At 32.6% G+C, this 23,861-nt stretch carries 20 protein-coding genes, 1 riboswitch and 1 other annotated feature; all 20 genes read left to right on the top strand.

Translation table 11 applies throughout. The annotated features are described in order from the left end of the window. Positions 1 to 109: 109 nt before the first annotated feature. The 20 genes from CD155_RS04880 (at position 110) to hemA (ending at position 23,770) form a co-directional block, all read left to right on the top strand. Positions 110 to 820, top strand: coding sequence for a response regulator transcription factor (locus tag CD155_RS04880; RefSeq protein ID WP_002443337.1), 711 nt, complete (start codon positions 110 to 112; stop codon positions 818 to 820). Next, the gene (gene pnpS, locus CD155_RS04875; protein ID WP_103212691.1) at positions 820 to 2,517 is read left to right on the top strand and encodes a two-component system histidine kinase PnpS; all 1,698 of its coding nucleotides are present in this window, start codon (positions 820 to 822) and stop codon (positions 2,515 to 2,517) included. Before CD155_RS04880 ends, pnpS begins: the two co-directional genes overlap by 1 nt. Before the next feature lie 246 nt (positions 2,518 to 2,763). After that, a complete protein-coding gene (gene polA, locus CD155_RS04870; protein WP_103212690.1) occupies positions 2,764 to 5,394 on the top strand; it encodes a DNA polymerase I in 2,631 nt (876 codons plus the stop codon). A 15-nt stretch (positions 5,395 to 5,409) separates the two neighbouring features. After that, positions 5,410 to 6,282: a bifunctional DNA-formamidopyrimidine glycosylase/DNA-(apurinic or apyrimidinic site) lyase gene (gene mutM, locus CD155_RS04865; RefSeq protein ID WP_103212689.1), complete on the top strand. Its 873-nt coding sequence runs from the start codon at positions 5,410 to 5,412 to the stop codon at positions 6,280 to 6,282. A 15-nt stretch (positions 6,283 to 6,297) separates the two neighbouring features. Beyond that, positions 6,298 to 6,909, top strand: coding sequence for a dephospho-CoA kinase (coaE, locus tag CD155_RS04860; protein ID WP_002443332.1), 612 nt, complete (start codon positions 6,298 to 6,300; stop codon positions 6,907 to 6,909). Positions 6,910 to 7,116: 207 nt separating this feature from the next. Continuing rightward, positions 7,117 to 8,142 carry a type I glyceraldehyde-3-phosphate dehydrogenase gene (gene gap / locus CD155_RS04855; RefSeq protein ID WP_002443330.1) on the top strand — a complete coding sequence of 342 codons (1,026 nt, stop codon included), beginning with the start codon at positions 7,117 to 7,119 and terminating at the stop codon, positions 8,140 to 8,142. Between the two features lie 354 nt (positions 8,143 to 8,496). After that, positions 8,497 to 8,964: a transcriptional regulator NrdR gene (gene nrdR / locus CD155_RS04850; RefSeq protein ID WP_002443329.1), complete on the top strand. Its 468-nt coding sequence runs from the start codon at positions 8,497 to 8,499 to the stop codon at positions 8,962 to 8,964. Positions 8,965 to 8,967: 3 nt separating this feature from the next. Beyond that, the gene (gene dnaB, locus CD155_RS04845) at positions 8,968 to 10,356 is read left to right on the top strand and encodes a replicative helicase loading/DNA remodeling protein DnaB (protein ID WP_103212688.1); all 1,389 of its coding nucleotides are present in this window, start codon (positions 8,968 to 8,970) and stop codon (positions 10,354 to 10,356) included. Next, a complete protein-coding gene (gene dnaI / locus CD155_RS04840; protein ID WP_070830924.1) occupies positions 10,356 to 11,276 on the top strand; it encodes a primosomal protein DnaI in 921 nt (306 codons plus the stop codon). The genes dnaB and dnaI overlap by 1 nt, the downstream gene beginning before the upstream one ends. Before the next feature lie 342 nt (positions 11,277 to 11,618). Continuing rightward, positions 11,619 to 13,556, top strand: a complete 1,938-nt coding sequence (gene thrS, locus CD155_RS04835) for a threonine--tRNA ligase (protein WP_103212687.1) — start codon at positions 11,619 to 11,621, stop codon at positions 13,554 to 13,556. 50 nt (positions 13,557 to 13,606) lie between these two features. Beyond that, positions 13,607 to 13,782: riboswitch (Lysine riboswitch) on the top strand. Between the two features lie 224 nt (positions 13,783 to 14,006). After that, positions 14,007 to 15,506, top strand: a complete 1,500-nt coding sequence (locus CD155_RS04830) for an amino acid permease (protein ID WP_070872010.1) — start codon at positions 14,007 to 14,009, stop codon at positions 15,504 to 15,506. A 60-nt stretch (positions 15,507 to 15,566) separates the two neighbouring features. Then, positions 15,567 to 15,690 (top strand) — a sequence feature (ribosomal protein L20 leader region). A gap of 27 nt (positions 15,691 to 15,717) precedes the next feature. Beyond that, a complete protein-coding gene (gene infC, locus CD155_RS04825) occupies positions 15,718 to 16,245 on the top strand; it encodes a translation initiation factor IF-3 (RefSeq protein ID WP_002443322.1) in 528 nt (175 codons plus the stop codon). Positions 16,246 to 16,272: 27 nt separating this feature from the next. Further along, positions 16,273 to 16,473, top strand: a complete 201-nt coding sequence (gene rpmI / locus CD155_RS04820) for a 50S ribosomal protein L35 (protein ID WP_001830767.1) — start codon at positions 16,273 to 16,275, stop codon at positions 16,471 to 16,473. 39 nt (positions 16,474 to 16,512) lie between these two features. Further along, positions 16,513 to 16,869, top strand: a complete 357-nt coding sequence (gene rplT / locus CD155_RS04815) for a 50S ribosomal protein L20 (protein WP_103212686.1) — start codon at positions 16,513 to 16,515, stop codon at positions 16,867 to 16,869. A 131-nt stretch (positions 16,870 to 17,000) separates the two neighbouring features. Next, a complete protein-coding gene (locus CD155_RS04810; protein ID WP_070830931.1) occupies positions 17,001 to 17,609 on the top strand; it encodes an NUDIX domain-containing protein in 609 nt (202 codons plus the stop codon). A gap of 19 nt (positions 17,610 to 17,628) precedes the next feature. Then, positions 17,629 to 18,552: a hypothetical protein gene (locus tag CD155_RS04805; RefSeq protein ID WP_103212685.1), complete on the top strand. Its 924-nt coding sequence runs from the start codon at positions 17,629 to 17,631 to the stop codon at positions 18,550 to 18,552. 164 nt (positions 18,553 to 18,716) lie between these two features. After that, positions 18,717 to 20,018, top strand: coding sequence for a trigger factor (tig, locus tag CD155_RS04800; RefSeq protein ID WP_103212684.1), 1,302 nt, complete (start codon positions 18,717 to 18,719; stop codon positions 20,016 to 20,018). A 207-nt stretch (positions 20,019 to 20,225) separates the two neighbouring features. After that, positions 20,226 to 21,488 carry an ATP-dependent Clp protease ATP-binding subunit ClpX gene (gene clpX / locus CD155_RS04795; RefSeq protein WP_002443310.1) on the top strand — a complete coding sequence of 421 codons (1,263 nt, stop codon included), beginning with the start codon at positions 20,226 to 20,228 and terminating at the stop codon, positions 21,486 to 21,488. A gap of 155 nt (positions 21,489 to 21,643) precedes the next feature. Continuing rightward, the gene (gene yihA / locus CD155_RS04790) at positions 21,644 to 22,231 is read left to right on the top strand and encodes a ribosome biogenesis GTP-binding protein YihA/YsxC (RefSeq protein ID WP_070830939.1); all 588 of its coding nucleotides are present in this window, start codon (positions 21,644 to 21,646) and stop codon (positions 22,229 to 22,231) included. Between the two features lie 192 nt (positions 22,232 to 22,423). Continuing rightward, the gene (gene hemA / locus CD155_RS04785) at positions 22,424 to 23,770 is read left to right on the top strand and encodes a glutamyl-tRNA reductase (RefSeq protein WP_070830942.1); all 1,347 of its coding nucleotides are present in this window, start codon (positions 22,424 to 22,426) and stop codon (positions 23,768 to 23,770) included. Positions 23,771 to 23,861: the final 91 nt, after the last annotated feature.

The following is a 23,861-nucleotide window of genomic DNA, read 5'->3' as shown; positions in this document are numbered from 1 at the left end:
ATAAATCTATATGTTTTGTTAAGTTTATGTAAAATTGATGTGTAGCTATGTTATTTTTATTTGAACTTCAGTTATAATGTAAATGTAATAAAAAATAGGGAGGCACACCATGTCACAAAAAGTACTAGTGGTTGATGATGAACAATCAATCGTGACCTTACTAAAGTATAATTTAGAAACAGCAGGATACATAGTTGAAGTCGCTTATGACGGCGAAGAGGCACTACAAAAGGTTGAAGATGAACAACCTGAGCTAATAGTATTAGACGTCATGTTACCTAAAAAAGATGGTATTGAGGTGTGTAAATCAATTCGATCTGATAAAAATTTAGTACCTATTTTAATGTTAACTGCTAAAGATGACGAATTTGATCGTGTTTTAGGGCTTGAATTAGGTGCTGACGATTATATGACTAAGCCTTTCTCACCTAGAGAAGTGGTTGCGAGAGTAAAAGCTATTTTAAGACGTTCAAAATTTGTTAGTGAAATTGAAAAAGAAGATACGGATGAGGAAGATATTATCATTGATTCCATTCGTATTCGTCCTGAATTTTTCGAAGTATATAAAGATGAAGAATTGTTAGAACTCACACCTAAAGAATTCGAATTATTATTATACTTAATCGAAAGACAAGGGCGCGTGATTACAAGAGAACATATGTTAAATTCTGTATGGAATTATGAATTTGCTGGAGATTCTAGAATTGTAGATGTACATATTAGTCACCTAAGAGATAAATTAGAAGAAAATCCTAAACAACCTAAATTAATTAAAACGGTACGCGGTTTAGGATATAAATTGGAGCGACCTAAAGCTTAATGCTAAAATTCCATCACCGTTTATTATTATTAATTAGTACGATAACGATTATTAGTTTTATTGGTTTAGGAGCGATTATTCATAATACGATTTATCAAACTTTAACTAGCAATCAAACTAGTGAATTAAGAAACGAAGCACATAACTATGTGAACCTTCTTAATCATAATAAAGGTCAAGAAATCGATAACCTTGCTGATAATCAACAAAATGTCGTTGTCATTAAGAATGCAGATGATAATCACGTCATATTCTCTTCTGGTGATAAAAGTAAAATTGATCAAAGAATTGACAATGAGGCTAATCCTTCTGATTTAATAACTAAGAAAACAAAAATCGGTATGCGCTATACTTTTAAAGAAAGTATAGGTAATAAAACTGTATACATAAGTGGTATTAATGATGAAATTATTAATCTTCAAAGAGAGATGTGGAAATACTTATCTATAATAGGCGTCATCGTATTGTTCACAGTTTATTTAGCTTCACGAAGTATTAATCGAACATATATAAGACCTATTAATGAAGTGACGTATGCGACATCTCTATTAGCAGATGGTTATTATCATGTTCGTGTCCCTGAAAGTAATGTTAAAGAAACACGTGCATTATTTGTGACTACGAATGAGTTAGCTAGAAGGTTACAGAAGTTAAATAATCGACAAAAGATACAGTCAAATCGTTTGAAAACGACACTTGAAAATATACCGAGTTCTGTTTTAATGATCGACAAGCATGGAGAAATTGTTGTTGCCAACCATGCTTATTATGAAGTTTTTAGTCCAGAGCAAATTGTTGAAAATAAGAGCTATATTGGATTTCTTGATGATAGTATTGAAAAGCTCATTATCGAAAGTTTCAGAACTGAAAAGGTTATCTATGATCAAATAGAGGTAGATATTAATAATGTACATACGAAATACTTTGATGTTTCTTGTGTGCCAATACTATCTAAATCTAAGAAGAAATTACAAGGTATGGTTGTTGTACTTCATGATATTACGAATCTCCAAAAGTTAGAAAATCTTAGAAGAGAATTTGTAGCAAATGTTTCTCATGAATTAAAAACACCAATTACTTCTATCAAAGGTTTTGCTGAAACCCTCATTGAAGGGGCTAAAAATGATGAACAATCACTCGAGATGTTTTTAAATATTATTTTAAAAGAATCGAACAGAATTGAATCATTGGTCATGGATTTATTAGATTTATCGCATATAGAACAGCAAAATGAAATTGAAACGAGCTATATGAATTTGTCTGAGTTAGCTTATAATACGATTGATAATTTACAAACTCAAGCTACGAATAAAAATATCGAAATTAGGTCAGAAATTGAAAAAGATGTGATTATCGAAGCGCATGAGAATAAAGTTGCTCAAGTGATTACAAATTTACTTTCTAACGCAATTAATTATTCTCTTGAAGACAGTAAAGTTATTGTTCGAGTTTATAGAGAAGGTAAAAAAGTTAATTTAGAAATTCAAGATTTTGGTATTGGAATTAGTGCCAAAGATCAAAAACATATCTTTGAACGTTTCTATAGAGTGGATAAGGCACGTAGTAGAGATTCTGGAGGTACAGGTCTTGGACTGTCTATTACGAAGCATATTGTTGAAGCGCATAATGGTCGAATTAGTGTAAGTAGTAAGCCAGGAGAAGGTTCAACATTTAAAGTAACGTTTATAGATGAATAAATTTTTAAAGGAGCTGAGACAATTAAGTCTCAGCTTTTTTATTAAGAGGTGGTAGATCTAATGTTTGCATTTAACTTCAGGTTAAATGCACTAAGGGAAGCTAAACGCACTATAGTCGTCAAATGACAAAAGAGGAACACATGAGTTAAAAACTCATGCGTAAGTGGTACTATGTATTTCAATTGAAATACAAGTACCACTTTATATGCTAAAATGTATGTAAATCTGTTCTGGAGGTTACGTATTTTGGATAAATTAGTGTTAATAGATGGTAACAGTTTAAGTTTTAGAGCATTTTATGCTTTACCATTACTTTCTAATAAAGCTGGTATTCATACAAATGCTGTGTATGGCTTTGCAATGTTACTTGAAAAAATAATTAAAGAAGAACAACCTAATCACTTTTTAGTTGCATTTGATGCTGGTAAAACGACTTTCAGACACTCAAAGTACAGTGAGTATAAAGGTGGTAGACAAAAAACACCACCTGAACTAAGTGAACAATTTCCTTATATCCGTCAATTATTAGATGCGTATCATATTAAAAGATATGAACTTGAGAATTATGAAGCGGATGATATTATCGGTACTTTAAGTAAAGAAGCAGATCAAGCGGGTTACGAAACAATTATTATTACTGGGGATCGTGACTTAACACAATTGGCTACTGATAATGTCACTATTTATTACACCAAGAAAGGTGTTACGGATGTCGATCACTATACGCCAAGTTTTATTGCTGAAAAATATAACGGCTTAGAACCTAAGCAAATTATCGATATGAAAGGTCTCATGGGAGATACTTCTGATAATATACCTGGTGTTCCAGGCGTAGGTGAGAAAACGGCAATTAAATTACTTAATCAATTTAATTCTGTTGAAGGCGTATATGACAATATCGACGAAGTCACTGCTAAAAAATTAAAAGAAAAACTTATCAATAGTAAAGATGATGCATTGATGAGTAAAGACCTAGCTACAATCAATGTTGAGAGTCCAATTGAAGTTTCTCTCAAAGATACAAAATTGGAAAACCAAGATGATAATCATGAAAAAATAGAGTTATTTAAAAAGCTAGAATTTAAGCAATTGTTATCAGATATTGATGAAGATGCGAATAACGAGGAAGTTACAGATAAAACGTTTGACGTTGAAACAGATTTTCAACACATTGATTTTAAAAATTTATCTCATGCCACAATTCATTTTGAGTTAGAAGATACCAATTATCTAAAAGATAATATATTAAAATTTGGATTATACACAGATGATACGCACATCGTAATCAATGCAGAAGATATTAAACAACATTCAGACTTAATCGAATGGTTAGAAGATGCACAAACTGTTAAGACTGTGTATGATGCTAAAAAAACGTATGTAGCTGCACATCGTTTAGATATTAACATCCAGAACGTTCAATTTGATGTTATGCTCGCAAGCTATATTATTGATCCATCGCGTGCAATTGATGATGTGAAATCAGTCGTCTCTTTATATGGACAGAATTACGTTAAAGATAATGTTTCTATTTATGGAAAAGGAAAAAAACATCATATTCCAGAAGACAATATTTTAAATGAACACGTTGCGTCAATTACAGAAGCCATTGCGAGTGCTAAACCATTAATGGAAGAACAATTAAAAGAGTATAATCAAGTTGAACTTCTTGCAAATCTAGAACTTCCGCTTGCTAAAATTTTAAGTGAAATGGAAGAAATTGGTATCTACACTGATGTGAATGATTTGAAGCATATGGAAAATGAAATTCAAGAAAAATTAGATGTTCTTATTAAAAATATCCATGAAGCTGCTGGAGAAGAATTTAATATTAATTCACCAAAACAATTAGGTGTCGTATTATTTGAAACATTAAAACTTCCAGTGATTAAAAAAACAAAAACCGGATATTCAACGGCTGTTGATGTACTTGAACAATTAAAAGGTGAGCATCCAATTATTGAACATATCTTAGAATATAGACAACTTTCTAAATTACAATCTACCTACGTAGAAGGCTTACAAAAAGTAATCAGCAAAGATAATAGAATTCATACGCGCTTCAATCAAACGCTTGCACAAACAGGTCGTTTATCAAGTGTAGATCCGAACTTACAAAATATTCCTATCCGCTTAGAAGAAGGTAGAAAAATTAGAAAAGCGTTTAAACCTACTTCAGAAGATAGTGTGATATTATCAGCTGACTATTCACAAATTGAACTACGTGTGCTTGCGCATATTACTCAAGATGAAAGTTTAAAAGAAGCTTTCATACATGGCCATGATATTCATACAGCTACTGCGATGAAAGTTTTCAATGTAGAGGCAAATGACGTAGACAGCCTTATGCGTAGACAAGCTAAAGCTGTTAATTTCGGTATTGTTTATGGAATTAGTGACTATGGCTTAAGTCAAAGTCTAGGTATTACGCGTAAGAAAGCGAAAGCATTTATTGATGATTATTTAGCTAGTTTCCCAGGCGTTAAGCAATATATGTCAGATATCGTCAAAGATGCTAAAGCGCAGGGTTATGTTGAAACGCTGTTACATCGTCGCCGTTATATTCCAGATATTACAAGCCGAAACTTCAATTTAAGAAGTTTTGCAGAAAGAACTGCTATGAATACTCCAATTCAAGGTAGTGCAGCAGATATTATTAAATTAGCTATGGTTAAATTTAATGAAAAGGTAAAAAATACGAACTACCATGCAAAATTATTATTACAGGTTCATGATGAATTAATCTTTGAATTACCTAAATCAGAAGTTGAAGACTTTAGTGAATTTGTTGAAGGAATTATGGAAAATGCGCTTGATTTAGATGTACCGTTAAAAGTAGATTCAAGCTATGGACCAACATGGTATGATGCCAAATAAAGAAAGGACATAAATATGCCAGAATTACCAGAAGTAGAACATGTGAAACGAGGCATAGAACCTTATATTAAAAACGAAAGAATTAAAAAAGTAATTTTTTCAGATAATGTCATTAAAGGTAAGAAAGACAATAGAGAAACAATCATTAAAGGTATGGAGTTAGATAGCTTTGCAAAGCTTACCGAAGGCTACACAATTACTCAAGTGTTAAGACGTAGTAAATATATTGTGCTTCATATCGAAAGAGATAACGATCAAAGAATTTTAATTAGTCATTTAGGCATGGCGGGTGGATTCTTCGTTGTTGACGACCTAGAGGACATTGCTACACCTAATTACCGTAAACATTGGCAAGTTATTTTTGAACTTGAAAATGAGAAAAAGTTAGTCTACTCAGATATCAGACGTTTCGGTGAAATTAGAAATGTCGCAGGATTTGAAAGTTATCCTCCATTTTTAGAAATAGCACCTGAACCATTTGAAGAAGAAGCGTTAGCGCATTATTTAAGTTGCTTTGATATCAATAAATACGCAAACAAACCTATTAAGCAAATGATACTTGATCACAAAGTGATTGCAGGTGCCGGTAATATTTATGCTTGTGAAGCACTTTTCAGAGCGGGAATTCGTCCTGATAAAATTGCACACACGTTGAATCATCAAGAAAGAGAAATGTTATTTTATTATGTTCGAGAAGTGTTAAAAGAGGGTATAAAATACGGTGGAACGAGTATCTCTGATTATCGCCATGCTGACGGTAAAACAGGAGAGATGCAATTACATTTAAATGTATATAAGCAAAAGTACTGTAAAATTTGTGGGCATGAAATAGAAACAAAAGTGATTGCCACTAGAAATAGTCATTTTTGCCCAAATTGTCAGAAATAAAGGAAGCGTGAGACTATGCCAAAGATTATCGGACTAACAGGAGGCATCGCAACTGGGAAATCAACAGTGTCAGAATTATTAACAGCATATGATTTTAAAGTTGTCGATGCAGACCTTGCTTCCCGTGAAGCGGTTAAAAAAGGATCAAAGGGTTTAGAACAAATTAAAGAAAAATTTGGTCCAGAGGCGATTGATGAAAATGGAGAAATGAATCGTAAATATATGGGAGAACTTGTATTTAAACATCCAGAACAACGATTAGAACTTAATAAGATTGTTCATCCCATAGTACGTGAAATTATGGAAAATGAGAAAAATCGTTATTTAAACGAAGGATATCATGTGATTATGGATATTCCTTTACTTTATGAAAATGATTTGCAAGATACTGTAGATGAAGTATGGGTGGTATATACATCCGAAAGTATTCAAATAGAACGTTTAATGGAGAGAAATAACTTATCTCAAGAAGATGCGAAAGCACGTGTGTATAGCCAAATTTCTATAGATAAGAAAAGTAGAATGGCCGATCATGTGATAGATAATTTAGGAGATAAACTTGAATTAAAACAAAACTTACAACAACTTCTTGAAGAACAAGGATATATCGATTCTTCAATTAAATAAGAGTATGAGCGTATGCGAATTAAGATATCGTGTACGCTTTTTGTTTGTATTACGTGAAAATAGAAAATCACTCATAAGTATAACTTATTTAAAATGATAGCTAAACGTAATTTATTTCAATTAGTAAACGCTTTCAAAAATAAATAATTATGTTATACTAATCCTATAAAGTATAACATATAAATAAATGCTCAAGGGGTGCTTTTAATGTCAACGAATATCGCAATTAATGGAATGGGTAGAATTGGAAGAATGGTATTACGTATAGCTTTAAAAAATGAAAATTTAAATGTAGTTGCTATCAACGCAAGCTATCCTTCTGAAACAATTGCACATTTAATTAATTATGATACAACTCATGGTACATATGATAAGAAAGTAGAACCAACAGAAAATGGTATCAAAGTTGGAGATCATGAAATTAAATTAGTATCTGATAGAAACCCTGAAAACTTACCATGGAGAGAATTAGATATTGATCTTGTTATCGAAGCAACTGGTAAATTTAATCATGGTGATAAAGCGATTGCGCATATTAACGCAGGGGCTAAAAAAGTGTTGTTAACAGGGCCTTCAAAAGGCGGAGAAGTGCAAATGATTGTAAAAGGGGTTAATGATGATCAACTAGATATTAATCAATATGATATCTTTAGTAACGCTTCATGTACAACCAATTGTATAGGTCCAGTAGCCAAAGTCTTAAATGATAAATTTGGAATTGTAAATGGTTTAATGACAACGGTTCATGCTATTACAAATGACCAAAAAAATATTGATAATCCACATAAAGATTTACGTAGAGCACGTTCATGTAACGAAAGTATTATACCTACTTCAACTGGTGCAGCTAAAGCACTTAAAGAGGTATTACCAGAAGTTGAAGGCAAACTTCATGGTATGGCACTACGTGTTCCAACGAAGAATGTTTCCCTAGTGGATTTAGTGGTTGATTTAGAGAAAAATGTAACCGCTGAAGAAGTAAATGATGCATTCAGAAATTCTGGCTTAGATGGCATATTAGACGTTGAAGATGCACCTTTAGTGTCCGTTGATTTTAATACAAACCCTAATTCAGCAGTGTTAGATGCACAATCTACAATGGTGATGGGAGATAATAAAGTTAAAGTTATCGCCTGGTACGATAATGAATGGGGATATTCAAACCGAGTTGTTGAAGTTGCTGAACAAATTGGTCAGCTTATTGAAGATGAAGCAACAGTTAAAGCAGTTTAATTAAATATATAGTTAATCAATTTGGCATATAAGATCCGATACGATAGCTCTAAGATAATTTCAGTTTAGAATTGTCTTAGAGCTTTTTTATTACTACACTCATTTTTAAAGTAGTAAAATCCTGTTGCTTCAAAGTGATTTTCTATGTCAAAAAAATTTATATTGTCTTATAAAAGTGAAATTTTAATTTGTGACATGCATTTTTATTATTATTGTATTTATCTACGACATCCACTCTAAAATATTTCAGTTATTAAGTATAATAATTCGATTATTAGTCTAAAGGACCTTTCTTTTTTACAAGCCAATTTTATAGTATAATGAACGATAATCAAACTTAAGAGGGTGACATAAATGAAATGCCCAAAATGTAATTCAACGCATTCAAGAGTAGTCGATTCGAGACATGCTGATGAAGCTAATGCAATAAGACGTAGAAGAGAATGTGAAAATTGTGGCACTAGATTTACCACATTTGAACATATTGAAGTAAGTCCGCTTATCGTTGTTAAAAAAGATGGCACTAGAGAGCAATTTTTAAGAGAAAAAATATTAAATGGCCTAGTAAGATCTTGTGAAAAAAGACCGGTAAGATATCAACAATTGGAGGATATAACGAATAAAGTAGAGTGGCAATTAAGAGATGAAGGACAAACTGAAATATCTTCCCGAGATATTGGAGAACATGTAATGAAATTATTGATGCATGTAGATCAAGTTTCCTATGTAAGATTTGCTTCCGTCTATAAAGAATTTAAAGATGTGGACCAACTACTTGCTTCCATGCAAGGAATTTTGAATGATAACAAACGGAGTGATTAATCAATGGGATTACAATCCTATGAATATGGTTTGAGGCCTCAAGATGGCTTTGAAGTGATTAAAGAATTTCAAATAACGACAGAACACTTAGAAATACTAAATCGTCTGTTTACGCCTTTAATTGGGCCCCAGTCTATTGGACTTTATCATTTTATGAATCAGTTTACTGATGACAATAATCATTATCCGCTAACACATTATGTATTTATGAATGAATTAAAAATTAACCTTCTAGATTTTAGGAAGCAAATGGATTACCTAGAAGCAATAGGATTGGTCAAAACTTTCGTAAATCACGAAGATAAACAAACACATTTTGTGTATCAATTAATTCAACCTCCAACAGCATATCAATTTTTTAATGATCCGATGCTTTCTGTATTTTTATATAGTGAGGTTGATAAGAATCGTTATCAAATGCTTAAAGCTCATTTTGAAAGGGATAAAAAAGATTTAAGTAGTTATCAACAAACAACACGAAAGTTTACTGAAGTATTTAGCGTTCCTAAGAAAATGATGGACCAAGATTTATCCAAACTTAAGCAAATTAAGCACTATGATGGTGTTGATTTATCTAATGAGACATTCGATTTCGATTTATTAAAACAAATGTTAAATCATCATTTTATCAGTAATGAAATCATTGATAAGGATGCCAAAGAACTCATCATTCAACTCGCCACATTATATGGATTAACCCCAGATGGTATGAAAAAGGTTATATTAAATTCAATTACTAGTGCGCAACAATTATCTTTTGAAGAGATGCGGAAACAGGCGCGTTCTTATTATTTAATAGAACATGAAAATCATCTACCCAAATTACAATTAAAAGAGCAACGATCAGATATCTCATCAAATAGTGAAGAAATCTCGCCTCAAAATGATACTGAAGCATGGTTGAAATTACTTGATGAAACAAGTCCAATTGATATGTTGGCAAGTTGGTCTGGGTCAGAACCTACACAATCTCAGAAGAGTATGATTGAAGAATTAATGAATAGAGAGAAGATGAATTTTGGTGTCATTAATATTCTATTGCAATTTGTTATGCTTAAAGAAGATATGAAGTTGCCGAAATCTTATATATTTGAGATAGCGTCAAATTGGAATAAAAAAGACATTAAAACTGCGAAACAGGCTTATGATTATGCACTTCAAGTCAATCAACCTAAAAATTATGAGCAGAATTATAAAGGAAGTAGAAATTATTCAAGACAAAACAAACAATTGATATCTAAAGAAAAAACACCAAAATGGTTAGAAAATCGAGATAATCAATCTGCAAACACTTCTGAAAAACAATCAAAACAAAATGATGATAAATTAGAAAAAGACCGTCAAGCATTCCTAGAGAAATTAAATAAAAAATGGGAGGAAGGTGATGAGTGATGAAAAGCTTCAAAAATATTATGGGGTCGTCACAAGACTTAGATAAAAGAATTGAAAAAATAAAAAAAGACGTAATTAATGACCCAGATGTTAAACAATTTTTAGAGCATCATCAATCTGAACTTACTAATGCAATGATTGATGAAGATTTAAATGTATTGCAAGAATATAAAGATCAACAAAAGCATTACGATGGTCATCGCTTCGAAGATTGCCCCAATTTTGTAAAAGGACATGTACCTGAACTCTACATAGAAAATGATAGAATAAAAATTCGATATTTAATGTGTCCTTGCAAAATTAAACATGACGAAGAACGGTTTAATTCTCAACTCATAACCTCTCATCATATGCAACGAGATACATTAAATGCCAAGTTGAAAGACATCTATATGGACCAACGCGATCGTTTAGATGTAGCGATGGCTGCAGAAGAAATCTGTACTGCTATTGCTAATGATGAAAAAGTAAAAGGGCTATATTTACATGGTCCGTTTGGTACAGGTAAATCATTCATACTAGGCGCAATTGCCAATCAACTTAAGTCTAAAAAGATTTCCTCTACTATCGTGTATTTACCTGAATTTATACGTACTTTAAAGAGTGGATTTAAGGATGGTAGCTTCGAAAGGAAATTAGAACGTGTGCGAGAAGCTAATATATTAATGTTAGACGATATTGGTGCTGAAGAAGTTACGCCGTGGGTAAGGGATGAAATCATAGGGCCATTGCTACATTATAGAATGGTACATGAACTACCAACTTTCTTTAGTTCTAACTTTGATTATAGTGAACTTGAGCATCACTTATCTATTACAAGAGATGGATCTGAAAAAACGAAAGCCGCTCGTATTATCGAACGTGTTAAGACGCTATCCAACTCATATTATCTTGAAGGTAAAAATTATAGAAACAATTGAATTTTATCTTATGAGGTGTATAATAGACTTAAATCTAAATCGTTGAAATTATTGAAGACAAGATAATTTAATCACTGTTACACAGAAAGTCATTAGCTAATGAGAATATGGCTAACATATTAAATGATTACTACTTCAGTAAATGATATTTGTAATGAATATCCGGCTCAAGACCGTTATCTTATGTAGAGAAGTTTAACTCTTTAATGAGAATAAGAGTTAAACGACTAGGGTGGTACCGCGATAATCTCGTCCCTTGTTTGGGGCGGGATTTTTTGTGTTTTATGGATATTTATTAAACAAGTCAACGATCAGATGCTTTATTATTTAGGAGGGTTAAGTATGGATCAAATTAATATTCAATTTCCAGATGGTAATTCAAAGGCGTTTGATAAAGGTACAACTACAGAAGATATCGCTCAATCTATAAGCCCAGGTTTAAGAAAGAAAGCTGTAGCAGGTAAATTTAATGGTCAAATGGTCGATTTAACTCGTCCGCTTGAAGAAGATGGATCAATTGAAATTGTTACACCTGGAAGTGAAGAAGCACTTGAAGTATTACGTCATTCAACTGCTCACTTAATGGCTCAAGCCTTAAAACGCTTATATGGAGATGTGAAGTTTGGTGTAGGACCAGTTATTGAAGGTGGGTTCTATTACGATTTTGATATGGATGAAAAGGTATCATCAGATGACTTTGACAAAATCGAAAAAACAATGAAACAAATCGTTAATGAAAATTATAAAGTTGAAAGAAAAGTAGTGAGTAGAAACGAAGCTAAAGAATTTTTCAAAGATGATCCTTATAAATTGGAATTGATTGATGCAATTCCTGAAGGAGAGAATGTTACTCTATACACACAAGGTGAGTTTACTGATTTATGCCGTGGCGTTCACGTACCTTCAACTTCAAAAATTAAAGAATTTAAATTATTATCCACTGCTGGTGCTTATTGGCGTGGTGATAGTAATAACAAGATGTTACAACGTATTTACGGTACTGCATTTTTCGATAAAAAAGATCTAAAAGCGCACTTACAAATGCTTGAAGAACGTCGCGAACGAGATCATCGTAAAATTGGTAAAGACTTAGAGTTATTTACTAATAGCCAACTCGTAGGTGCAGGTTTACCTCTATGGTTACCTAATGGGGCTACAATTCGACGTGAAATTGAACGTTACATTGTTGATAAAGAGGTAAGCATGGGTTACGACCATGTATATACTCCTGTACTCGCAAATGTTGATTTATATAAAACTTCAGGACACTGGGACCATTATCAAGAGGATATGTTCCCGCCAATGAAATTAGATGAAACAGAAGAAATGGTATTAAGACCAATGAACTGTCCACATCATATGATGATTTATAACAATAAACCACACTCTTATCGTGAACTACCTATTCGTATTGCTGAATTAGGTACAATGCATAGATATGAAGCAAGCGGTGCTGTTTCTGGATTACAACGTGTTCGTGGTATGACTTTAAATGACTCTCATATTTTCGTAAGACCAGATCAAATTAAAGAAGAGTTCAAACGAGTTGTAAACATGATTCAAGAAGTATATGAAGATTTCGGTTTCGAGGATTATACTTTTAGATTAAGCTATAGAGACCCTGAAGATAAAGAGAAATACATGGACGATGACGAAATGTGGAATAAAGCTGAATCAATGCTTAAAGAAGCAGTTGATGAAATGGGCTTACCATATGTAGAAGCTATAGGTGAAGCGGCTTTCTACGGTCCAAAATTAGACGTCCAAGTTAAAACAGCTATGGGTAAAGAAGAAACATTATCTACAGCTCAACTTGACTTCTTATTACCAGAACGCTTTGAACTTACTTATATAGGAAGCGATGGCGAACAACATCGACCAGTTGTTATCCACCGTGGCGTGGTTTCAACTATGGAACGTTTTGTTGCATTCTTAACTGAGGAAACTAAAGGGGCATTCCCAACTTGGTTAGCGCCAAAACAAGTTGAAATTATTCCTGTAAATGTTGATATTCATTATGACTATGCGCGTCAATTACAAGATGAGCTCAAATCACAAGGTGTACGTGTCGAAATTGATGACCGTAATGAAAAAATGGGATATAAAATACGTGAAGCACAAATGCAAAAAATCCCATACCAAATTGTAGTCGGTGACAAAGAAGTGGAAAATAACGAAGTGAATGTTAGAAAATATGGTTCAGAAGACCAAGAATCACTTGAAAAAGATGAGTTCATTTGGAATCTTGTTGATGAAATCCGCTTGAAAAAACATAGATAAGCTTGAAAAGACAGGCTGTATCATGTATATTACAATTGAATCAAATATAAATTAGAGTTAGAGGTTGCATTGTTAATCAGTAGCTAATCAGAAGTTGTATGGAACATATGTTGAATTAGCAAAAGGTAACAATGCCGAAACAAATGTAAAACCATAATTTACATTTGTTGGGACAGTTTTCGATAAGAAGCTGTACTGTCACTGAATGTGATGTGCTACCTTATATAGATAAAAGCAAAGTGGTTGCATATCTTAAAGGTATGTAACCACTTTTTTGTTTGAGTTCTGTGTGTAACTAAAGTTCGTATAATTTCAATTCAATGATGATGAAATTAAGCATACTCATAACTATGTATGATTTTAATCAAATTTTCATACAAGACATGTATAGTTATTCTACACAGAGAAATAGTTACATGTTAGCCTCTAAGACAAGGAAAGGGAACTTCTATGAGTAAAAATGAAAATCAAAATGGCGGTGTTCAAAGAGGATTAAAAGATCGTCATATTTCTATGATCGCAATTGGCGGTTGTATTGGGACAGGTCTATTTATGACTTCAGGTGGTGCCATTCATGATGCTGGTGCATTAGGTGCATTAATTGCGTATGCGATTATTGGTGCGATGGTATTCTTCCTAATGACTTCACTAGGTGAAATGGCGACATATTTGCCGGTTTCAGGATCTTTTAGTACGTATGCTACAAGATTCGTAGATCCTTCTTTAGGGTTTGCTTTAGGTTGGAATTATTGGTTTAACTGGGTTATTACAGTTGCAGCTGATGTAACGATTGCAGCTCAAGTTATACAGTATTGGTCTCCAATGCAAGGGATGCCTGCTTGGGTTTGGAGTTGTATATTCTTAGTTATTATTTTCGCATTAAATTCTTTATCAGTGAGAGTGTATGGCGAAAGTGAATATTGGTTTGCTTTAATTAAAGTTGTTACTGTAATTATCTTTATTGTGATAGGTTTATTAACAATACTAGGTATCATGGGTGGAGAATTTGTAGGATTCGATACATTCACTAAAGGTGACGGTCCTATCCTAGGTGGAAACCTTGGAGGTAGTCTTCTCTCTATTTTAGGTGTATTCCTAGTAGCTGGATTCTCATTCCAAGGTACTGAATTAATAGGTATTACAGCTGGTGAATCTGAAAATCCTGAAAGAGCTGTTCCGAAGGCGATCAAACAAGTATTTTGGAGAATCTTATTATTTTATATTTTAGCAATATTTATCATAGGTATGTTGATTCCTTATGATAGTAAGGCATTAATGGGTGGCGGAGATAGTATTTCTACTTCACCATTTACACTTGTATTTAAGAATGCAGGTCTTGCCTTTGCAGCTTCGTTCATGAACGCTGTTATACTTACATCAGTACTATCAGCCGGAAATTCAGGAATGTACGCGTCTACTCGTATGTTATATTCAATGAGTAAAGATAAACTTGCGTTTGCTTCATTTGGCAAAACAAACAAAAGTGGTGTACCTTATTTATCATTAATTGCTACTGGCGTACTAGTTGTACTTATTTTCGCTTTACAACACCTCAGTGGCGATGCATATGAATATATTGTTGCGGCGAGTGGAATGACAGGATTTATTGCTTGGGTAGGTATAGCGATTAGTCACTTTAGATTTAGACGCGCTTTTGATAAACAAGATTACGATAAAAGTAAGCTTAAATATAAAGCCAAACTTTTCCCATTTGGTCCTATATTCGCAGGTATATTATGTGTGATTGTTATTATCGGGCAAGATGTTGATTTTATTAAAACAGGACATTTTGATCTAAATAGATTTGTAATTACCTATATGGGTATACCTGTATTTTTAATCTTCTTCCTTTATCATAAATTACGCTATAAAACTAAAATGATTCCACTTAATAAAGTGGATCTAAGACAAGATGTTTCAATGGAAGAAATTAGACATCATGATAAATAATAAAAAAACAATTGACTTACATGTTTATTACTGATATGATTGTAAACGTTGAATACGAAACGAACCAAGTAGAAGCACCCGCTTCTCACCTGTAGCGACGCTAATGCAGTTGGCAGGTTAATCATGTTACACAATAAATGTGTGAAAGAAGAGCGGGTAGTGATACTCGCTCTTCTTTTTTGCTTGGGACAATTTCGTAAAACTTTAGGAGGTGTCAACCATAGCAAAAGATCAAACTCAAATTAATGAGAAAATTCGTGCAAAAGAACTACGTTTAATAGGCCAAGATGGTGAACAAATTGGTGTGAAACCTAAACGTGAAGCGTTAGAAATGGCTGAACGTGTAGATTTAGATTTAGTTGTTGTAGCACCAAACGCTAAACCACCTGTTGCGAGAATTATGGACTACGGTAAATATAAATTCGAACAACAGAAAAAAGAAAAAGAAATGAAAAAGAAACAAAAAGTTATCAACGTTAAAGAAATACGTTTAAGTCCAACTATTGAAGAACATGACTTCCAAACTAAGTTGAAAAATGGACGTAAATTCTTATCTAAAGGCGATAAATGTAAAGTTTCTATTCGTTTCAGAGGACGTGCGATTACGCATAAAGAAATTGGTCAACGCGTATTAGAAAAATTTGTAGATGAATGTAAAGATATCGCAACTGTTGAACAAAAACCTAAAATGGAAGGGCGCCAAATGTTTATTATGTTAGCGCCTGTCAATGAAAAATAATCGTCAATTAATAGGAGGAAATGAATCATGCCTAAAATGAAAACTCACCGTGGAGCAGCTAAACGTGTTAAAAGAACTGGTTCAGGTCAATTAAAACGTTCAAGAGCTTTCACATCTCACTTATTCGCAAATAAAAACACTAAACAAAAACGTCAATTACGTAAAGCTAAATTAGTGTCTAAAAGTGATATGAAACGTGTAAAACAATTATTAGCATACAAAAAATAAGAAATAGTACGATAGTTAATATCTAAGGAGGAATTTATTATGCCACGAGTTAAAGGTGGAACAGTTACAAGAGCCCGTCGTAAAAAAACGATTAAATTAGCTAAAGGTTACTTCGGTGCGAAACACACATTATACAAAGTAGCTAAACAACAAGTAATGAAATCAGATCAATATGCTTTCCGTGACCGTCGTCAACGTAAACGTGATTTCCGTAAATTATGGATCACTCGTATTAATGCGGCTGCACGTCAACATGACATGAGCTATTCTCGTTTAATGAACGGCTTGAAAAAAGCTGAAATCGACATTAACCGTAAAATGTTATCAGAAATCGCTATTTCTGACGACAAAGCTTTCGGTGAATTAGTATCTAAAGCTAAAGAAGCTTTAAAATAATAATTGTGATTAAGAGATGATGTAGAGGTCATCTCTTTTTTTATTGCCAAATCGCAAGTGTTAAATCGCAAAATATAATGATTTTTGCTAAAATGACAGGTATAAAAGTATAAATTCAAAAGGAGATAAAAATGTCTAAATTTGATGAACAAATTATCGTTGTACCAAGAAGTGTATTATTTAATGATGATAAAAATGCTTTCAATGGTTTTTTACATAAAAATAATATTAAAGGAAAAGACATCTTTAATGCTTTAAGTGAATATGAAGTCAAAAGACGTGGTGATATGGAAGAAGATCCTACGTTTAAACAGCTTATCTCTTATTGTTTATTAGAAAATGAAAAAGGAGAAATTCTTGTCTACGAACGTCTATCTGGTGGCGGAGAAGAGAGATTACACGGTCAATCTTCTATTGGTGTAGGAGGTCACATGAATGACGTCGTTGGTGCAGATTCTATTAATGAAGTTTTAAGAGTTAATGCACAAAGAGAATTGGAAGAAGAAGTAGGTCTAGCAAGTGAAGATTCACAAAATATGGAATATATTGGTTTTATTAATGATGATACTAACGAAGTAGGTAAAGTTCATATGGGGGTGGTGTTTAAAATCACTGTCCAAACTTCTGATGTTGAAGCAAAAGAAACTGATACACTTAGAATAAAGTGGGTAGAAAAAGGAAGTATTGAATCTTACGATGATTTTGAGACATGGAGTGCTTTAATTCTTCAAGACCTATAAAGATTGGAGTGCATAATAATTGTCGAATGTAATTCCTTTTCCACAATCTGAACAAAAAATAATCACGCAAATAAAAAATGCTCAACACAATCATGATTATGAAGAAATGTATGATCTATTTGAAACCTACGAAAGACATTTCGAACTTACTGAAGAACTTGCTTTGAAAAAATGTTGGATGCTTAATCAAATGAGTTCATTTTTAGAATTAAGAGAAGAAGCCATTATATTATTGAAGCGTGGATTGAGTTGCTATGATGACTTAATGATTTATTACGTTAAGAGTTTAAATGGTTTAGGTCAATATTATCAGACAGTTGAAGTAATCAATCAAATTATTGATGAAGTGCGTGATCATAAAACAAGAATGGCACTCTTTCCTTTAAAAGAGTATGCACAATCTAAATTAGATGTAGATCGACAAATGATTTCATCATCTCTTGCAAAATTCGAAGATTATAATAGTAGAGAACAAACAGCGTTAGTTTTACAACTGATTGATAATGGACATTATCAATTTAAAGAGAGTGTTGCGCATTTATTATCAACATTGAAATTACCTCATAATATTATGAGCCTCATGTTAGAATATTTAAGATTTGCTGAATACGATAATGAAATTGTAATCAGGAAGTACGATCAAGAGGTAAACGTCATACCTTCAAACCTAACTGGATTAGAACATACAACGATGAAAGAAACTGTGATTCCTCAAGTGATACAAAGGCTTGAAGAAGGCGCATTACACATTGTAGATGAAGCGCATCATATTATGAATAATCATTCAATACTCTTATATCCATTAGAAATTAAATCTCTATACCATATTGATGAATGGATTAATGCTTATGATGTTTATTTTAAATCATTAATTGGTATAGAAATAACTGTTGAGAATTTAAACACATTAGAATTTATTAAATCTTTAGATATTGAGAACTGAAATTCATTTGTTGCAAATTTAGAAAAAGAAATTTAATATAGTATCTATTGATAATAAATAAACTTGAAAAACTCAGTGTTTTCAATGTTTGTTTACGATTTAAACCTATGATATAATAGGGAAGTTGAAAAAAATAAATTAGTCAATCATGGAGGTATTTATACATGACAGCAACTTGGGAAAAAAAGGAAGGTAACGAAGGCGTATTAACAGTTACAGTTCCTGCAGAAAAAGTAGACAAAGCATTAGATCAAGCATTTAAAAAAGTAGTTAAACAAATTAATGTGCCTGGTTTCCGTAAAGGTAAAGTGCCTCGTCCAATCTTTGAACAACGTTTTGGTGTAGAAGCATTATACCAAGATGCAGTAGATATCTTATTACCTGAAGCTTATGGGGAAGCTATTGATGAAACTGGTATTAATCCAGTAGCACAACCTGAAGTAAGTGTCACTCAAATCGAAAAAGGTAAAGACTTTATCTTCGATGCTACAGTTACAGTTGAACCAGAAGTTGAATTAGGTGAATATAAAGGTCTTGAAATTGAAAAACAAGACACTGAACTTACTGATGAAGAATTACAAGAATCTATCGACCACAGTTTAGGCCACTTAGCTGAAATGGTTGTTAAAGAAGATGGCGCTGTTGAAAATGGCGACACAGTAAACATTGACTTTAGTGGTTCAGTTGATGGTGAAGAATTTGAAGGCGGTCAAGCTGAAGGCTATGACCTAGAAGTTGGTTCAGGTTCATTCATCCCAGGATTCGAAGAGCAATTAGAAGGTATGAAAACTGGAGAAGAAAAAGACGTTGTTGTAACTTTCCCAGAAGAATATCATGCTGAAGAATTAGCAGGTAAAGAAGCTACTTTCAAAACAAAAGTAAATGAAATCAAATATAAAGAAGTGCCTGAGCTTACTGATGAAGTAGCAAATGAATTAGATTCAAATGCTGAAACTGTAGATGAATATAAAGAAAACTTACGTAAACGTTTATCTGAACAAAAAGCTACAGAAGCTGAAAATACTGAAAAAGAAGAAGCAATCAACAAAGCTACTGACAACACAACAATTGATATCCCAGAAGCTATGGTTAACACTGAATTAGACCGTATGATTCAAGAATTCGGTCAAAGAATTCAACAACAAGGTTTAGACTTACAAATGTATTATCAAATCTCTGGTCAAAACGAAGAACAATTAAGAGAGCAAATGAAAGATGATGCTGAACAACGTGTTAAAACAAACTTAACGCTTACAGCTATTGCAGATGCTGAGAATGTTGAAGTTTCTGACGAAGATATCGATAAAGAACTAGAAAAAATGAGTGAACAGTTTAATATTTCAGTTGAAGATATTAAATCAACTTTAGGTAATACAGATATCGTGAAAAATGATGTACGTATTCAAAAAGTTATCGATTTATTAAGAGATAACGCTAAATATGTTGAATCAACAAAAGAAGACTAATTATTAGGTGAAGTTACTTTGACGATATCGTCAATAAAGTATAATTAATCAAAGATTGTTCATATTTAATGACTAAGTGAAAAAGGTAGCAGATACATGTAATGTGTATCTGCTATAACTATTTAAGCAGATAAATTGTAAATGCACAAAGTTGCATTGTAGAATGCAATCTAGTATAGTCTTTAAGGAATAGGGGTGTAAAAAAGAATGTTCAAATTCAATGAAGATGAAGAAAACTTAAAATGTTCTTTCTGCGGTAAAGACCAAGATCAAGTTAAAAAATTAGTCGCAGGAAGTGGCGTATATATTTGTAACGAGTGTATTGAGCTTTGCTCAGAAATCGTTGAAGAAGAATTAGCTCAAAATACGTCAGAAGGATTTACTGAATTACCAACTCCTAAAGAAATCATGGATCATTTAAATGAATATGTCATTGGCCAAGAAAAAGCAAAAAAATCATTGGCTGTTGCAGTTTATAACCACTATAAACGTATTCAACAATTAGGCCCTAGTGAAGATGATGTAGAGTTACAAAAAAGTAATATCGCATTAATTGGTCCTACAGGTAGCGGTAAAACATTATTAGCGCAAACATTAGCTAAGACGCTTAATGTACCATTTGCGATTGCAGATGCTACAAGTCTTACTGAAGCAGGCTATGTAGGCGACGACGTTGAAAATATTCTATTACGTTTAATCCAAGCTGCTGACTTTGATATAGATAAAGCTGAAAAAGGTATTATATATGTCGATGAAATTGATAAAATAGCTCGTAAATCTGAGAATACTTCTATTACACGTGATGTGTCTGGTGAAGGTGTTCAACAAGCCTTACTTAAAATTTTAGAAGGTACAACTGCAAGCGTTCCTCCACAAGGTGGACGTAAACATCCAAACCAAGAGTTAATCCAGATTGATACTACGAATATTTTATTCATCTTGGGTGGTGCCTTTGACGGAATTGATGAAGTAATCAAACGTCGTTTAGGAGAGAAAGTAATTGGATTTGCTAGTAATGAAGCTGATAAATATGATGAAGAAGCTTTATTAGAACAAATTCGACCAGAAGATTTACAATCATATGGTTTAATTCCTGAATTTATTGGACGTGTACCAATTGTTGCTAACCTTGAAACATTAGATATTGCAGCACTTAAAAATATCTTAACGCAACCGAAAAATGCGTTAGTTAAACAATATACTAAGATGCTAGAATTAGATAATGTAGAATTAGAATTTACTGATGAAGCATTATCAGCAATTAGTGAGAAAGCAATCGAACGTAAAACAGGTGCACGTGGCTTGCGTTCAATTATTGAAGAAGCACTTATCGATATCATGTATGATGTTCCTTCAACTGAAAATGTAAGCAAAGTTGTTATTACTGAACAAACAATTAATGAAGAAATTGAACCTGAACTATACGATTCTGAAGGTAATCTTGTTAACGAAAGTAAAACTTCAGCATAATTCATATTGATGAAACATACTGAGCCACATAAGTTGTGGCTCAGTTTTTTTATGTAAATCATACCGTAATACGATTTCAAACATATCTTATCGACATAAAATCATTTATAATGTTAGAGTTAAGTTAAATTTAAGTGATAAAGAGAGGATAAAATATGAATATCAATCCTAATAATATCGAATTAATCATCAGTGCTGTGCAAAAATCTCAATACCCTGAAACAGAGATGGCCGAAGTTGCATTAAGCGGACGTTCTAATGTGGGTAAATCGACTTTCATTAATAGTATGATAGGACGTAAGAATATGGCTCGTACTTCCCAACAACCAGGGAAAACGCAAACGCTCAATTTCTTTAATATAGATGAACAGCTTATCTTTGTCGATGTACCTGGATATGGTTATGCAAAGGTGAGTAAAGTTCAAAGAGAAAAGTTTGGTAAAATGATTGAAGAGTATTTAACACAACGAGAAAATCTACAGCTTGTTATTCAACTGGTCGATCTACGACATAATCCAACTGAAGATGATGTACTCATGTATAATTATTTGAAACATTTTGATATTCCAACATTAGTGATTTGTACCAAAGAGGATAAAATTGCTAAAGGTAAAGTTCAAAAACACATTAAAAATATTAAAGAAAAATTAGATCTTGAACCGGAAGATGAGATAATCAGCTATTCTTCTATTAAAAATAGTAAACAACAGCAAGTTTGGGATATCATTGCTTCTTATTTATAACTATTCTTATGTATAAGTAATTAAAATCATAGAAATATAAAATCTTATAATTACGATTGAATGATTTGTTACTATTTTGACAAATTTTTGAAATTACATTAGAATATTTCTAATTTATTTGAGCATTCAACTTAATTGTGTAAATAAATGTGTTATACTTGGCTTATTGTTAGTATATGGAGGGCGTTATAAATGCATTTTATTGCAATTAGCATAAATCATCGTACTGCTGATGTAGCACTAAGAGAGCAAGTTGCTTTTAGAGATGATGCCTTGCGATTAGCCCATGAAGATTTATATGAAACGAAATCCATTTTAGAAAACGTCATATTATCTACATGTAATCGTACTGAAGTATACGCCGTAGTTGACCAAATTCATACAGGACGTTACTATATTCAACGTTTCTTAGCACGTTCTTTTGGATTTGAAGTAGATGATATTAAAGAAATGTCAGAAGTCAAAGTGGGGGACGACGCAGTAGAACATTTATTGCGTGTGATTTCTGGCCTTGATTCAATAGTACTTGGAGAAACTCAAATTTTAGGTCAAATGCGTGATGCATTTTTCTTAGCACAAGAAACAGGTACTACTGGAACAATATTTAATCATTTATTCAAACAGGCGATTACTTTTGCTAAACGCGCACACAGTGAAACTGATATTGCAGATAATGCTGTCAGTGTTTCTTATGCTGCCGTTGAATTAGCTAAAAAGGTATTCGGAAAATTGAAAAGCAAACATGCTGTCATTATTGGTGCAGGGGAAATGAGCGAATTATCACTCTTAAATCTGTTAGGTTCTGGAATTTCAAATATCACTATCGTCAATCGTACAGTAGCTAAAGCTGAAGTGTTAGCTAATAAGCACAATGTCTCTTACGATTCTTTAGATGCTTTGCCATCATTATTAGAGCAAACTGATATTGTGATTAGTTCTACAAGTTCTCAAGACTATATCATTACCAATCACATGATTGATCAAATTTCTGATCGTAGGAAAGGCGATTCATTAGTCATGATTGATATTGCTGTTCCTCGTGATATCGAACCAGGAATTGATGCGATTACGAATATCTTCAATTATGATGTTGACGATTTAAAAGGTTTAGTCGATGCAAACTTAAGAGAACGTCAACTTGCAGCCGAAGCAATTGCACAACAAATCCCTAATGAAATTGATTCCCACAATGAATGGGTCAATATGTTAGGTGTTGTTCCTGTTATACGTGCTTTACGAGAAAAAGCGATGAATATACAATCTGAAACGATGGAAAGTATCGATCACAAGTTGCCGAATCTTTCAGAGAGAGAAAGAAAGGTTATTTCTAAACATACAAAAAGTATTATTAACCAAATGTTGAAAGATCCAATCAAACAGGCTAAAGAATTAAGCAGTGATAAGAAAAGTACTGAAAAATTAGAGCTATTTCAAAACATTTTTGACATTGAAGCCGAAGATCCTAGAGAAAAGGCTAAGCTAGAAAAAGAAAGTAAAGCAAAGGAAATTTCTGCTCGTCGAATTTTTAGTTTTGAATAAGCATATTAATATGGTGATAATATGCAAGAAACCCTGTTTATTAGATTTCATGAATTTATATTAATTATTTATATATTGAGCATAGTATGCT

It is taken from the genome of Staphylococcus caprae (assembly GCF_002902725.1).
GTDB classification, from domain to species: Bacteria; Bacillota; Bacilli; order Staphylococcales; family Staphylococcaceae; genus Staphylococcus; species Staphylococcus caprae.
The sequence above is the reverse complement of the archived record's forward strand: the minus strand, read 5'-3'. Positions and strand labels throughout refer to the sequence as shown.

Excerpts from the sequence above, each read along its gene's own strand:
- CD155_RS04880 (WP_002443337.1), top strand. The coding sequence starts at position 110 with ATGTCACAAAAAGTACTAGTGGTTGATGATGAACAATCAATCGTGACC.
- pnpS (WP_103212691.1), top strand. The coding sequence starts at position 820 with ATGCTAAAATTCCATCACCGTTTATTATTATTAATTAGTACGATAACG.
- mutM (WP_103212689.1), top strand. The coding sequence starts at position 5,410 with ATGCCAGAATTACCAGAAGTAGAACATGTGAAACGAGGCATAGAACCT.
- coaE (WP_002443332.1), top strand. The coding sequence starts at position 6,298 with ATGCCAAAGATTATCGGACTAACAGGAGGCATCGCAACTGGGAAATCA.
- gap (WP_002443330.1), top strand. The coding sequence starts at position 7,117 with ATGTCAACGAATATCGCAATTAATGGAATGGGTAGAATTGGAAGAATG.
- nrdR (WP_002443329.1), top strand. The coding sequence starts at position 8,497 with ATGAAATGCCCAAAATGTAATTCAACGCATTCAAGAGTAGTCGATTCG.
- dnaB (WP_103212688.1), top strand. The coding sequence starts at position 8,968 with ATGGGATTACAATCCTATGAATATGGTTTGAGGCCTCAAGATGGCTTT.
- dnaI (WP_070830924.1), top strand. The coding sequence starts at position 10,356 with ATGAAAAGCTTCAAAAATATTATGGGGTCGTCACAAGACTTAGATAAA.
- thrS (WP_103212687.1), top strand. The coding sequence starts at position 11,619 with ATGGATCAAATTAATATTCAATTTCCAGATGGTAATTCAAAGGCGTTT.
- CD155_RS04830 (WP_070872010.1), top strand. The coding sequence starts at position 14,007 with ATGAGTAAAAATGAAAATCAAAATGGCGGTGTTCAAAGAGGATTAAAA.
- rpmI (WP_001830767.1), top strand. The coding sequence starts at position 16,273 with ATGCCTAAAATGAAAACTCACCGTGGAGCAGCTAAACGTGTTAAAAGA.
- rplT (WP_103212686.1), top strand. The coding sequence starts at position 16,513 with ATGCCACGAGTTAAAGGTGGAACAGTTACAAGAGCCCGTCGTAAAAAA.
- CD155_RS04810 (WP_070830931.1), top strand. The coding sequence starts at position 17,001 with ATGTCTAAATTTGATGAACAAATTATCGTTGTACCAAGAAGTGTATTA.
- tig (WP_103212684.1), top strand. The coding sequence starts at position 18,717 with ATGACAGCAACTTGGGAAAAAAAGGAAGGTAACGAAGGCGTATTAACA.
- clpX (WP_002443310.1), top strand. The coding sequence starts at position 20,226 with ATGTTCAAATTCAATGAAGATGAAGAAAACTTAAAATGTTCTTTCTGC.
- yihA (WP_070830939.1), top strand. The coding sequence starts at position 21,644 with ATGAATATCAATCCTAATAATATCGAATTAATCATCAGTGCTGTGCAA.
- hemA (WP_070830942.1), top strand. The coding sequence starts at position 22,424 with ATGCATTTTATTGCAATTAGCATAAATCATCGTACTGCTGATGTAGCA.